9 protein-coding genes are annotated in these 13,095 nt (G+C 69.0%); all 9 read right to left on the bottom strand.

Annotation, left to right across the window (positions count from 1 at the left end):
• Positions 1–89: 89 nt before the first annotated feature.
• Entirely contained in the window at positions 90–2,006 is a 1,917-nt protein-coding gene (fadD32, locus tag CRM89_RS22900; RefSeq protein ID WP_060593844.1) for a long-chain-fatty-acid--AMP ligase FadD32, read from the bottom strand.
• 191 nt (positions 2,007–2,197) lie between these two features.
• Complete coding sequence (locus CRM89_RS22895) at positions 2,198–3,217, bottom strand: LLM class F420-dependent oxidoreductase (RefSeq protein ID WP_011206716.1); 1,020 nt, start codon at positions 3,215–3,217, stop codon at positions 2,198–2,200.
• 165 nt (positions 3,218–3,382) lie between these two features.
• The gene (locus tag CRM89_RS22890; RefSeq protein WP_086838558.1) at positions 3,383–4,360 is read right to left on the bottom strand and encodes a cutinase family protein; all 978 of its coding nucleotides are present in this window, start codon (positions 4,358–4,360) and stop codon (positions 3,383–3,385) included.
• Entirely contained in the window at positions 4,357–4,887 is a 531-nt protein-coding gene (locus tag CRM89_RS22885; protein ID WP_011206714.1) for a DUF732 domain-containing protein, read from the bottom strand. Before CRM89_RS22885 ends, CRM89_RS22890 begins: the two co-directional genes overlap by 4 nt.
• 101 nt (positions 4,888–4,988) lie before the next feature.
• The gene (locus CRM89_RS22880; protein ID WP_228821809.1) at positions 4,989–6,773 is read right to left on the bottom strand and encodes an alpha/beta hydrolase-fold protein; all 1,785 of its coding nucleotides are present in this window, start codon (positions 6,771–6,773) and stop codon (positions 4,989–4,991) included.
• A gap of 231 nt (positions 6,774–7,004) precedes the next feature.
• Complete coding sequence (locus tag CRM89_RS22875) at positions 7,005–8,042, bottom strand: alpha/beta hydrolase family protein (protein WP_011206712.1); 1,038 nt, start codon at positions 8,040–8,042, stop codon at positions 7,005–7,007.
• A gap of 401 nt (positions 8,043–8,443) precedes the next feature.
• Positions 8,444–9,505, bottom strand: a complete 1,062-nt coding sequence (locus CRM89_RS22870) for an alpha/beta hydrolase family protein (RefSeq protein WP_011206711.1) — start codon at positions 9,503–9,505, stop codon at positions 8,444–8,446.
• A gap of 365 nt (positions 9,506–9,870) precedes the next feature.
• Positions 9,871–10,914 (bottom strand): alpha/beta hydrolase family protein, encoded by a 1,044-nt coding sequence (locus CRM89_RS22865; protein ID WP_011206710.1) that lies wholly within the window; start codon positions 10,912–10,914, stop codon positions 9,871–9,873.
• A gap of 231 nt (positions 10,915–11,145) precedes the next feature.
• A complete protein-coding gene (gene zomB, locus CRM89_RS22860) occupies positions 11,146–13,089 on the bottom strand; it encodes a flagellar motor control protein ZomB (RefSeq protein WP_098086168.1) in 1,944 nt (647 codons plus the stop codon).
• Positions 13,090–13,095 lie beyond the last annotated feature (6 nt).

Genomic DNA, 13,095 nt, shown 5'->3' with positions numbered 1-13,095 from the left:
CGTACCGGGCGCGCCGCGAAACGACACCCGGCGTGGACGATATCCGCGCCGGGCGCCGTCGACCGGCCGTTCAGCTCACCCTTGGCGATTTACTCTTCCGGTGCATCGGGGAAAGCCTGCTGGGTGTAACCACCGCGCAGCGTTCCCTCCAGATATGCAGTCTTGCAGGCGCGGCGCGCGATCTTGCCGCTGGAGGTGCGCGGGATCGAGCCCGCGGGCACCAGCAGCACGTCGCGCACGGTCACACCGTGCCGCTGCGAGATGGCCGCGCGCACCGCGTCGGCGATCGGGCCAGGATCGGCCTTGCCGGCGCCCGGACCGCGTTCGGCCACGATGACCAGCTGCTCGGAGGCGTCGTCGGGATCGAACTTCAGGCCCGAGTGGCTGCCCTGCTCGAACACCTCGGCGGGCAGCTGGTTGGCCGGCACCGAGAACGCGGCGATGAAGCCGGGCCGCAGCGCCTTGCTGGCCTCCTGCGCGGAGTACTCGAGGTCCTGCGGGTAGTGGTTGCGGCCGTCGACGATGACCAGGTCCTTCACCCGGCCGGTGATGTAGAGCTCACCCTCGAAGTACACGCCGTAGTCGCCGGTGCGCATCCAGTCCGCGTCCTCGGCGGTGCCCTCGGCGTGGCTGCCCTCGGCCAGCCGCTGGGTGACCTTGTTGCGGAAGGTCTTCTGGGTCTCGTCGGGCCGGTTCCAGTACCCGATGCCCATGTTGTTGCCGTGCAGCCAGATCTCACCGACGTGCCCGTCGGGCAGCTCGCGGCCGCCCCCGTCGCTCTCCACGGTGGCCGGGTCGACGATGACCGCCCACTGCGAGAGCGCGACGTACCCGCAGGAGACCTGCGCGATGGCGTTCTCGGCGCTCGGGTCGACCTTCACCATGCGGCCCGCGTTGAGCTCGTTGCGGTCGACGTAGGTGACCTTGGCCTCGTCCTCGGCCTTGGTGGCCGAGACGAACAGGGTGGCCTCGGCCATGCCGTAGCAGGGCTTGATGGCCGTCTTGGGCAGGCCGTAGGGCGCGAACGCCTCGTTGAACTTCTTCATCGAGGACGTGGTGACCGGCTCGCTGCCGTTGATCAGGCCGATCACGTTGGACAGGTCCAGCGATTCGCCGTTCTTGGGCAGGCCGCGCGCGGCGGCGTGCTCGAAGGCGAAGTTCGGCGCCGCGGCGAAGGTGCCCGCGCCGTCGGAGACCGCGGCCAGCTCCTTGATCCAGCGGTAGGGACGGCGCACGAACGCGCTCGGCGACATGATGGTGATGTACTTGCCGCCGACTGCGGGCAGGATCACCGTGAGCAGGCCCATGTCGTGGAACAGCGGCAGCCAGGTGACCCCGCGCGAGTTCCAGTCCAGCTTGATCGCGTCGACCATCTGCAGCAGGTTGGTGCCGACGGCCCGGTGGGTGATCTCCACGCCCGCGGGCACCCGGGTGGAGCCCGAGGTGTACTGCAGGTAGGCGATGTCGTCGATCTTGATGTCCGGGCGCACCCAGCTCTCCCCGACGCTGTCGGGAATGGCGTCCACGGCGATGATGCGCGGGCGCTGGGCGGCGGGCAGCGAACGGAAGAACTGGCGCACCCCGGCCGCGGAGGAGCTGGCGGTCAGGATGGCGGAGGGCTCGCAGTCGCCGAGCACGGCGTGCAGGCGGTCGGTGTGCCCCGGCTCGTCCGGGTCGAACAGCGGCACCGAGATGGTGCCCGCGTAGATCGCGGCGAAGAAGGAAACCACGTAGTCCAGGCCCTGGGGGGCGAGGATGGCGACCCGATCACCCCGCTTGGTCACCTGCTGGAGTCGGGCGGCCACCGCGCGCAGCCGAACGCCGAACTGTTGCCACGTCAGCTCGTGTACCTCGCCATCGCGTTCCCGCGAATAGTCGATGTATCGGTACGCGAGCGTGTTCGCGTCATTGCGGGTGTGCTTCTCGACGTGATCAACCAGGGTGTGATCCTCGGGAATACGGATGTTCCCGGTTTCGTCCAGGTAGTCGTCGAAAGTCTCTTCCATTCCTTCTTCTCCTCCGAGGCACACGCAGCATGACGGCGACACCGCCGTGGTATCCGTGGGGCCCCGACTCGCTTTCGCCCGCGGGTGCTCTATGTCGCAGAGTCAACCTGCAGATTTCCTGCGGTCTGCGCGGTGACCGCTTTATCGGCTAGATGTCCTCAAACCAGAGTCATGTTACAGAGAAGACCGGCTCACTCGTCCCTCAGCAGGGGGATAACCGGTGCGAACGCGTCCATCTGCGTGGGATAGATGCCGACATAGGACATCGACGTGAGTTTGCGCACGCGTTTGATCTGCTCGGCGATCTCCTCGAACGTGCCGATCGCCACGTAGGGCGAGTTCAGCAGATCCTCCACCGTCAGCTGCGTATCGACCTCGAGGTCGGGATGCAGCCCGCGGTCGAGGGCCGACAACGCCATCTCGGCGGTCTTCTCCCGGTCGTCGGTGATGACGATCGCGGAAATGGCCCAGTTCAGTTCGATCTCCGAGAATCGATCCCCGGCCGCTTCCTTGACCAGGTTCACCTTCTCGATGGTCTTCTCCAGGGTGATGCCCGAGAGCAGACCCTTGCCGTTCTTGGTGGTCATCGGCACCACCGAGACGATGTCGGCGTGCTTGGCGGCCAGCCGCAGCATCTTCGGGCCGCCGCCGCCGGTGCACAGCGGCGGACGTGGGCCCTGCCGCGGGCGCGGCGTGCCCTTGACGCCCTCCACCTGGTAGTACTTGCCGTGGAAGGTGCATTCCTGGCCGCGCAGCAGCACGTCGAGAATGGTCAACGTCTCGTCCAGCTTGGCCAGGCGCACGCCCGGGGAATCGTAGGGCAGCCCGGCGGCGAGGAACTCGTCCTGCTTCCAGCCCGCGCCGATGCCGACCTCGAGACGGCCCTTGGACAGCACGTCGATGGTGGCCAGATCCTTGGCCAGCACCACGGGATGACGGAAACCGTTGGCCAGCACGGAGGTGCCGAGCCGGATCTTCTCGGTGGCCTGGGTCAGGGCGCCGAGCGCGGCGATCGGGCCGATCTGGTCGCCGAGGTGGTCGGGCACGACGAAGGTGTCGTAGCCGTATTCCTCGGCCTGCTGCGCCAGCTGGACGAACTTGCGGGCACCGCCCTCCTGCTTGTTGCCCTCGCCCGCGGCCGCGAAGCGGAACGGGCGCAGCGGCGTACCCAGGTCGGTCAGCTCACCGGCCGGTGCGGCGGCTTGTGTCATGGAATCCTGCTCCTGGCTGTGCGGAAATGCGGCGCGACGGCCCCGGCGTGCGACGGGCCGGTCGCGAATCACCAGCGCACTTTACAGCGTCCCGCGGAACTCCCGTGCGGTTGTCACCGCACCGGATGGCCGGGCACAGCACCCCGGGGACGCGGTTGTGCGCACTCACGAATGCGGCGGGTGCGGCGCGGACTCGATCAGACCGGCTGCCCAGCCCGCGGTCCACTGGGTCGCGGTGGTGCCGTTGCCGTCCACCACGTAGGTGTTGTACAAGGCGTGCACCGGGTTTCCGGCCGCCCGGACCAGGCTCAGCACGCTGGGGATCCAGTTCACCGGGCTGAGAGCCTGCCGCGGCGAATCGCAGATCATGTCGCCCGGCGCGCAGATGGTGTAGGTGCGATCGGCCAGCGCGCCGAAGCCGGGGCGCGGCCCGGTCATCGTGATACCGGGCACCTTCAGCCCGTTCAGCGCGACTTCGGCACCCACGCCCGGCGGTGTGGCGCCGACCTCGATCGCCTGCCCTGGCCCGGCCTCGCGCCTGCCGTCGGCGATGAGCGTCACGCCGAGGACCAGGTCCGCCGGGACGGGGCCCTTGCCCTCCCCGATCTGGGCGGCCACGTCGCCCACGATCACCGCACCCTGCGAGAACCCCGCGAGCACGTAGGTGGTCAAGGGGCATTCACGGTGCCGGTCGGCCAGCGCGTCGATGGTGCGCTGGGTGCCCTCGGAGCGGCTGTTGTTGTAGGACTGCTGGCCGTCCGGCGGAATCGCCACCGGGTTGGAGAACTGGGCGACGTAGGGCACCGTGTAGACGTCCAGGCGCTCGGCGGGGAACTGCTCGCGCAGCGGGCCGGTGACGTTGAGCATCAGCGACAGCGGGTTGGCCGTCGGATTGCGCGGATCGTCGTTGCTGTTCGACTCCCACGTGCCGGGCACCGAGATCAGTTGCACGTCAGGGCAACTGGCGGGCTGGGAGGCGGGCGGCCTGGTCGGTTCCGGGCCGGGGCCGGGCAACCGCAGCCGTCCGGCCAGCAGGAACCACAGCAGGATGATCACCGCGACCAGCAGCGCGGCGATCACCAGGAACAGCAGGCACCCCACCGGTCGTGACCGGCGGGGTCTCGAGCCGCGACGCGCGTTCACTGGCAGTAGGTCTGCTTGGCCGTGTCGATGTAGATCCGCCCGGCCTGCTCGACCGGCATCTTGGCCGGGTCGAAGGAGGCGTCGGCGCCGGCCATGGCGTTGACGAAGGTGGTCAGGTCCTGCTCGGACGCGCCCGCCTGCACGCTCTGGCACACGTAGCTGCCGATGCTGAGCGCGATGTCCGGCGAGGACGGCGTGACGCCCTTCTCCTCGAGGGCCGCGATGAAGGCCTTGTCCTTCTCGCTCAGACCGGAGGTGTCGGCGGGCGGCACCGCCTCGGTGGGCACCGGCTGGGGGCGCTCGGGCGCGACGGTCTCGCTCGGCGGCGCCTCGGGGGCGGGCGCCTGGCTCTGCGGTGCGCCCTCGGCCGGGCTGCTCGACGCGGCGGCCGCCGAGGTCGCGGTGGCACCCGTCGTCAGCGTCGGCGTGCTCGACGCGGTCGAGTCGTCGTCACCACAGGCGGCGAGCAGGCCGGTGGCCGCGATGGCCAGGGCGAGGCCGGCCACCTTTCCACGGATCCGATGCATGAATGTCTGTCCTCGATCTGTTCGCAAGGGGGATCGGTCGGCCCCCAGGGTAACGGCAACCGCGCTGCGGCCGGTCACACCTCGGGCCCGCGGCCTCCCGGCTAGATGCCGTGGATCTCCGCCTTGCCGTCGCGCACGACGATGAAGCCGGTCTGGAAGTTCTGCTGCACGCCGCCGTCGACGGGGAACTCGTCGCTGATCGGGTAGCCCAGCCTGCCGTTCTCGAAGCCGGCCGACTGCCAGGCGTCCATGATCGGGCCGTTGCGCACCGCCCAGGCGCCCGAGAGCGGACTCCAGTAGATGTTGCCGCCCTCGAACCGGCTGAACCGGCCGAGGTCCTTCAGCGGCGCCTCTTCCGCGGCCGGGAACCCCAGCCAGCTGTTCTCGTAGCCGAGCTGCGCGTACTTGCCCAGGATCAGGCCCTGCACCCGGAACACCCCGGTGGCCGGACTGTAGTAGAACGGCCCGCCCTCGAACGCCTGGACCGCGCCGTCCTTGTTCGGCGTCCTGACCTCGGGCGCGGTCGGATAGCCCGCCGGTCCGCGCTCGAAGCCCTGCCTGCCCCACTCGTCGAAGATCGCGCCACGCACCACCTGGGCGCCGGTCTGCGGCGTCCAGTACAGCGCGCCGTGCTGGAAGGGCTGCATGCGCCCACGGCCGTCGCCGAGGTCACGCTCGCCGCCGGTCGGCAGCCCGAGGGCGCCGCCCGGCCCACCGGCGGCCTGGTAACCACCGCTGATCATGCCGCCGACGGCGTGCGCGCCGGTCTCGGCGGAGTAGAACACCCGGCCGCCGTGGAAGTCCTGGGCCAGGCCGCCGGGCACCGCGTACTCACCGGTCAGGCAGTCACCGAGCCAGCCGTTCGCGGCGGCCAGCGCACCGATCGCGCCGCCCGCCGCGCAGGCCGGCTTGTCCGGTTCGACGCCGAGCGCGGCCGCGGCCTGCGGCCACGACTGACGCATCTCGAAATCCCAATAGGGCCAGGAGTGGGTGCCGGACGCGCGATAGTTCACCGTCGCCGGGATCTGGAGTTCGCCCAGCTTGGTCACGAAATTCTGCGAGGTGAGCCTTGACAGGATCTCGAGCCCGGTACCGGCGTAGTTGGTGCTCACCCCGGGGATGCCGGAGGCCTGGTCGAACGGCCCGGTGGTGCCGCTGCCGCTGGAGATGTAGAGACTGACCCCGCGCAGCTTGTCGGCGAGCAGATACGGGTCGTGCGCCTCCCACTCGGGGCTGGTCGGCGGCCCCCACATGGCCGCGGAGTCGAATCCGCCTGCGTCCCGCATGGCGAACTGGATGGCCTGCGGCATGCCGAGGGTGGTCGTGGTGAGGAAGCCGGAGTAGGACGCGGCGTAGCGGACGAAACCCGGGTTGCGCCCGGCCAGGAACATCGCGGCGGTGCCGCCCATCGACAGGCCCTGCATGCCGCGCACGTCGGTGGCGCGCCACTGGCTCTCCAGCAGCGGCGGCAGTTCCTTGGTGAGGAAGGTCTCCCACTTGTAGTTGCGGCCGTTGTTCGGCTGCATCCAGTCGGCGTAGAAGCTGGACTGGCCGCCCACCGGCAGGACCACGGTGACGTTCTTGTCGGCGAAGAACTCCTCGGCGCCCGCGTCCTTCGTCCAGCCGCTCTCGTCGTCGGTCGCGCGCAGTCCGTCGAGCATGATCAGCAGCGGAAACCTGGCCTCCGGCTTGGCATTCCAGTCCCGCGCGAGCAGCAGCTGCACCTGGACCGGCGCACCCATCGAGGGCGAGTTAACCCACAGCGCAACACGGCGGTCGGTCAGCCAGATCGCCTGCTGGACGGTTGCGGAGGCGGGTGTCGTCGCGGGCTGTGCCACCGCGGTCGGCACGGCCGGTGTCACTGTGGCGCCGATCGGCACCAACATCGCCGCCGCTATCAGCGCGAATCGGCCGACCGCCGCCCGGCCGCCCCGTCTGGAAGGCAGACCTGGTTTACCACAAGCAACTCCAGCCACAAGAGGTTTCTACCCCGCTCCAGGGCGGATTCCGGGTAAGGCGCGCCGCGCAGCAAACAACGACGACCGGGAAAACGAGCGAGGCCGTCGCTTCCGGGCGGAAGCGACGGCCTCGAGGGTGTTACGCGGCGGGTGTCGGGATCACCAGGCGCCGAGCGCGTCCAGGATGCCCTGGCGCGAGTTCCACAGCTGGCCCTCCCAGTACTTCCAGGAGTGGGTGCCGGTGGCCGGGAAGTCGAACTGGGCCGGAATGCCCAGCGACTTCAGCCGCACCTGGAAGGCGCGGGTGTTCACCAGCGACAGGGCCTCCAGCGCCATCGCGTTGCCGGTGTTGAACACGCCGACCGGCGAGTTCGGCCGGTCGTGCTGACCGGGCAGGCCGCTCGCGGCCGAGATGTACATCGGCAGGCCACGCAGCTGCGGCGCGAAAACGAACGGGTCCATGCGCAGCCACTGCGGGCTCCACGGGGCCGCCATCGAGTCGACGTTGAAGCGACCGGCGTCCAGCATCGCGATGCGGATGGCCTCGCGCATGCCCGGCGCCGAGATGTTCAGGTAGCCCGAGTAGGAGGCGGCGTACTTGAACTGGTCGCGGTGGTAGGCGGCCAGGGCCAGCGCGGCGCTGCCACCCATGGACAGGCCGGCGACGGCGTTGTTGGTCTTCGAGACGCCGTAGCCCGCCAGGAAGTTCGGCAGCTCCTGGGTCAGGAAGGTCTCCCACTTGTAGGTGGTCTTCTGACCGTTGGTGTTGCTGGGCGCGTACCAGTCGGTGTAGAAGCTCGACTGACCGCCGACCGGCATCACCAGGGTGATGTTGTCGTTCTTGAACTGCTCCATCGCGTTGGTCTCGAAGGACCAGGCGTTGCGGTCGTCACGCGCCCGCAGGCCGTCCAGCAGGTACAGCGCCGCGTCACCACCGCGCGATGCCCACTGCACCTGGACCTTGATCGGACCCATGACCGAGGGCACCATCAGTTCTTCGTACCCGCCTGCCGGCGCGCGCAGCACCGGGGCGTGCACGGGAGCGGCCGTAGCGGCGGTCGGGGCCGCTACCCCGGCGGCGATCGGTAGCGCTAGCGCAGCGGCACCGACAGCCAGAATCCGATGACGCCAACCGCGAGGTTCGCCTCGCCGACCCGACTTGACTCTCTTCGGCGCGGCGGCCCTGCCGAATCGCATGAATGTCGCTCTCTTTCTGCTGTTGTGGTGACACCACGCCGAGCCGGCGCGGCACCACCCGTGCTGCCAACGAGACGCACGTCACAATGCGCCGGATCCCGACACTCCGGCGCACAATGACGGCGCTACAACGATCTGGTCACACTTGTGCTCGCGGAAGAATATTCCACCGCGGATTCCCGGGCAAGGCCGAGACATTTCCGTGATCGGGAAATCCCTACGCGCGCGAAGTGTGATCGTGCGGTGACCATACCTTGTCCACGCGGCGATGTCGTCCCGGAGCCCGAGTTCTGGGCATATCCCAACGCGCACACCGGCATCGGCGTCCCGCGGCACTCCGCGAACACGACGAACCGCCGGGTGCCCGAGGGCGCCCGGCGGTTCGTCGACGGCAGCGTGCGCTATCCGATATTCGCCGACAAGTCCGGCATCATCCGGACCGCCTCGTCACGCCAGTTGTTCCAGGCGTGGATCCCGAATGGCGGGAAGGAATACACCGCGTTACCGCCGCCCAAAGTCGCCATACGCACCTGGAACGCGCGGGTGTTGGCCAGCGCCAGCGCCTCGAGCCCCATGCCGTTGAGGGTGTTGAAGCTCGGCGGATCGGTCGAGGTGGGCAGGCCGCTCGCGGCGGCGATCCACAACCGGGTGCCGTTGCGGATCAGGTTGGGGGCGAACACGAACGGGTCCATCCGCAGCCACTGCGGGCCCCACGGCGGCGCCATCGCGTCCACGTTGTAACCACCGGCGTCGAGCATGGCGACGCGAATCGCCTCGCGCATACCGGGAGCGGAGATGTTCAGATAACCGGAGAACGATCCGGCGAAACTGAACTGGTCCGGGTGGTAGGCGGCCAGCGTCAGCGCGGCCGAACCGCCCATCGACAGACCGAACACGCCGTTGCGATTCGGATTGAACCCGAGCCGATCGCGCAACGCCCAGCGCAGCTCATTGGTCAGGAAGGTTTCCCACTGGTAGCGGTAGCTCTTGCCGGGACCACCGGTGAAGGCGTTCAGCGCGCCGGAACCCGAACTCGAACCCGAACCGGCGGGGATGCCGAAGAATTCGCTGGGCGCGTTCCAGTCGGCGTAGAAACTCGACATACCGCCGACCGGCATGACCACGTTGATGTTCCAGCTCGCCAGCAGGGCCGGAACGTCGGTCTCGATTTCCCAGCCGTTGAGCGTCTCGGGTGCGCGCATGCCGTCGAGCACATAGACCACACGATTGGTGTTGCCGTCGGCCGCGCGCAGAATACGGGATTTGATGGGGCCCATTCCCGAATCGACCCAGAAGTCGAAGGCCGCGGGGTCGAACGCTGCCGACGCCGTCGCACCGGTGCCCGCGACCGTGACGCCCAGGGGCACGAGTACCGCGGTCGCGACGGCCAGTGCCGCCCTGCGGGTCCAGGACTTGGCCCCGGACGCTCTCGTCGGCCTGCGTTTCCAGCGGAGACTTCGCATTCAATCGACCTTTCCTCTGGACGACCGGCTACTACGGAGCTATCCGACCGGTCTCCTCATCGGGGCACGAAGACCTGCCGTCCGGCGAGAATCGGACGTTTCGACCTCAGTGCATGCTCACGGTGTATCAATCGGGAACGAATGCCTACATGTTGCTGGAAAGTGATCCAGCCCACAAGAAGACGCCGCCTCCGCTATTGATTCGTTGCCGAAAGCACCGGGGACACCCTCCGGTCACGGGCAGGAAAAAACCGCCCGCGGCGACGTGCCGCGGGCGGTTCTCCTCGACTCGTGCCTGGTGTTAGCCAGGCGGCCGCTGATGGGGCTCGGGCGGTATCCGACGCGCCCGATGCGCCCGAGCCGGCTCAGCCGATGTTCGCCGAGAGGTCCGGGATCATCCGGTAGACCTCGGTCTCCCAGTAGCGCCAGTTGTGCACACCCACGGCGGGGAAGTCGTAGGTGACGTTGTTGGCGCCCAGCGTGGCCATGCGCACCTGGAAGGCGCGGGTGTTGGCCAGGGCGAGCACCTCGAGGCCCATCGCGTTCACGGTGCCGAAGTTGAAGCCGTCGGCCGGGCCGGGCAGGCCGCTGCCCGCGGAAATCCACAGGCGGGTGTTGTTGGCCTTGAGCCGCGGCGCGAACACGAACGGGTCCATCCGCAGCCACTGCGGGCCCCACGGCGGCGCCATCGCGTCGATGTTGTAGCCGCCCGCGTCGATCATCGCCACGCGCAGCGCCTCACGCATACCCGGCGCCGAGACGTTCAGGTAGCCGGAGTAGGAACCGGCGTAGCTGAACTGGTCGGGGTGGTAGGCGGCCAGCGTCAGCGCGGCCGAACCGCCCATCGACAGACCGAACACGCCGTTGCGATTCGGATTGAACCCGAGCCGGTCGCGCAACGCCCAGCGCAGGTTGTTGGTCAGGAACGTCTCCCAGGTGTAGCGGGTGCTCTTGCCCGGACCACCCGCGAACATCTGCAGCGCGCCCGAGCCCGAGGACGAGCCCGACGCCGAGCCGCTCGACCCGCCGCCGATACCCAGGATGGTGCTCGGGGCGTTCCAGTCGGCGTAGAAGCTCGACATGCCGCCGACCGGCATGACGACGTTGATGTTCCACTTGGTCAGCTCGCGCGCGACCTCGGTGTCGATCTCCCACCCGCTCAGATCGTTGCGCGCGCGCATACCGTCGAGCGCGTAGACCACACGGTTGGTGTTGCCGTCGGCGGCGCGGAAGATCCTGGACTTGATCGGACCCATGTCCGAATCGACCCAGAAATCGAAACCGTCGGGGTTGAACGCCGCCGAGGCGGTGGCACCGCCGCCCGCCACCGTCACGCCCAACGGCATCAGCACGGCCATCGACAACAGCAGCGCGCGCTGGAACCAGCCGCGGGCTCTTCGACCTCGCATCGTTATTTTCGGCCTTTCCTTCGAGCGGCCGGACTCGACCGCGTCCGACGCCGGATGGCCGCCGGAATGTACAAAGTCCAGTAGACGCCCGCGGGCGTACCGGATGAGCCTAACCTCTCCCCGACGCGCCGACGTTACCGAATCGAGATAAAGCGGCGCAGGCCACTACCGCGATGCGACCACTGAGCCAAGCGTGCACGCCTGTGGCCGGTGTGACAACTCGAAGAGGTTTCATCGCGGCGGCGGTGGGAACGGATCGACCAATCCGCATCGCTGGATCTCGTACTTCGGCACCCGATCGATCCGGTACTTCGCGAAGTCCAGGGCGTTGCGCAGGTTGTGCCGGAACCGCTCGAAGGTGAGCGGGTCACGCGAGGAGATGAGCAGCGCCTGGGTCTGCGGGCACGACATCGCGACCCTGGCCTGGGTCACCCACTTCTCGTCGAGATACCACGGCATCCACGGTTTGCGGTCCACCATGCCCGCGTCCACGATCACCCAGTCCGGGTAGAGGTTCTTGTCGTGGCCGATGCGCCCGTTCTCCAGGCGGTCGGTGTGCGCGGCCAGCGGATACGCCAGCCCCATCTGGTCGATGACGCGCACCTCCAGCGGCACGTTCATGCTCGTCATGCCCAGGTTGAGGAAGAACACCGTGTGCCCGGCCCCGCCCGGCGGGATCGGCTGCGGCGGCGGCGCCACGTACCAGAACATGAACGACGGCGAGTTCAGCAGCAGGCCGCCGTTGGGGTTCTCGGCGATGTTGTTCACCATCGCCCGCATCCGCGGGTAGTCGAGGTAGTCCTCGGCCCGGATCGGGTGGTCGTGGCCGGTGTTGAGCACGTAGTAGACCCGCTCGTCGACGATGCCCGACTCGCTGATCTTGGTGCCGGTCTTGATCGCGGTGGTGTCGGCGGCGAACAGCGCCCAGCCCATCGCCCCGGCCCAGGCCAGCAGCACGGCGGCCAGGGTGCGCTGCCCGGCCACCGAGCGCGGCACCGGCAACCGCACCGGCAGCACGGCGACCGGCAGCAACAGCAGGAACAACTGGGGCAGCAGCATCCGCCCGTGCATGAAGTCGCCGCCGACGCGCAGCGCGTAGACCGTCAGCAGCAGACCGCTGACGAGCACCAGCGCGACCACGGCGGCCGGCGAGCGCAGCCACCGCCGCACCCGCAGCAGCCGCGACTCCCCGGCACCGCCGGGCGCTTCGCTACCGTCGCCCGCGGGCGACCAGGCGGGCAGACCGCCGCCACGCACCGCGACGATCGCGGCGGCCAGCAGGATCAGCAGCGGCAGCCACAGCAGGTAGGGACCGACCAGGTCCCACAGATACGTGAAGCCCTGGCTCCACTTCGCCCCGCCGGCGTCCTTGGCCACGGCGGTGTTCGGGTAGGGCAGGCCGTAGTAGCCCATCCGCCAGATCTGGTAGCCCAGCGGCACCAGGCCCGCGACCGCCACGATCAGCGCGCGGGTCGCGACCGGGCCGAGCCGCCACTGCGGCATCGGGGCGAAGAAGATCATCACCAGCGCGAGGCCGCCGACCAGCGTCATCTCCGGCCGGATCAGCGGCGCGAGCCCGGCCAGGAAGACCAGCCCGGCCAGCGCGCCCGGCCGCACCCGCTCGGCCCGCGCCCAGCGCATCAGCGACCACCACAGGACCGCGAGCCAGCAGATGACCAGCCCGCTCTCCAGCCCCGAGGTCGCGTAGTCCCGCGCGGGCGGCACCGCGATGTAGACCAGCACACCGGCGGGCAGCAGCAGCGCGGTCCGCGGCCCGCCCCACAGCCGCGCCGCGCCGAGCATCGCGAAGACCATCGCGATCAGCGAGAGGGTCAGCGCCACCGCCAGCACCACGTACTCGAGGCGCATCTGGGTGAGCCAGCTGAAGAACCAGACGATGTAGGTCCAGGCGGCGCTGGTGTTGGTCTCGACCCGCTCGTCCATGTTGAACACCGGGCCGTTGCCCGCGAGCAGGTTGCGCACGGTGCGCAGCACGATCAGGCCGTCGTCGGCGATCCAGCGCCGCTGCCAGGCGCCGATCGCGAACAGCACGACGGTGAGCACGATCCCACCGACGAACGTGGCCGAGGACAGCCGTAGCGACGACGAGGCGGACCGCGCCCGCTCGGCAGGGCGGTCCGCCTCGTCTTCAGTTCGCTCCGCTGTATCGACCAACGCTTC

It is taken from the genome of Nocardia sp. FDAARGOS_372 (genome assembly GCF_002554515.1).
Classification (GTDB): domain Bacteria; phylum Actinomycetota; class Actinomycetes; order Mycobacteriales; family Mycobacteriaceae; genus Nocardia; species Nocardia farcinica.
The sequence above is the reverse complement of the archived record's forward strand: the minus strand, read 5'-3'. Positions and strand labels throughout refer to the sequence as shown.

Coding starts and splice junctions, on each gene's coding strand:
- CRM89_RS22880 (WP_228821809.1), bottom strand. CDS start 6,773: ATGTTGGTGCCGATCGGCGCCACAGTGACACCGGCCGTGCCGACCGCG.
- CRM89_RS22870 (WP_011206711.1), bottom strand. CDS start 9,505: ATGCGAAGTCTCCGCTGGAAACGCAGGCCGACGAGAGCGTCCGGGGCC.
- fadD32 (WP_060593844.1), bottom strand. CDS start 2,006: ATGGAAGAGACTTTCGACGACTACCTGGACGAAACCGGGAACATCCGT.
- CRM89_RS22865 (WP_011206710.1), bottom strand. CDS start 10,914: ATGCGAGGTCGAAGAGCCCGCGGCTGGTTCCAGCGCGCGCTGCTGTTG.
- CRM89_RS22875 (WP_011206712.1), bottom strand. CDS start 8,042: ATGCGATTCGGCAGGGCCGCCGCGCCGAAGAGAGTCAAGTCGGGTCGG.
- CRM89_RS22895 (WP_011206716.1), bottom strand. CDS start 3,217: ATGACACAAGCCGCCGCACCGGCCGGTGAGCTGACCGACCTGGGTACG.
- CRM89_RS22885 (WP_011206714.1), bottom strand. CDS start 4,887: ATGCATCGGATCCGTGGAAAGGTGGCCGGCCTCGCCCTGGCCATCGCG.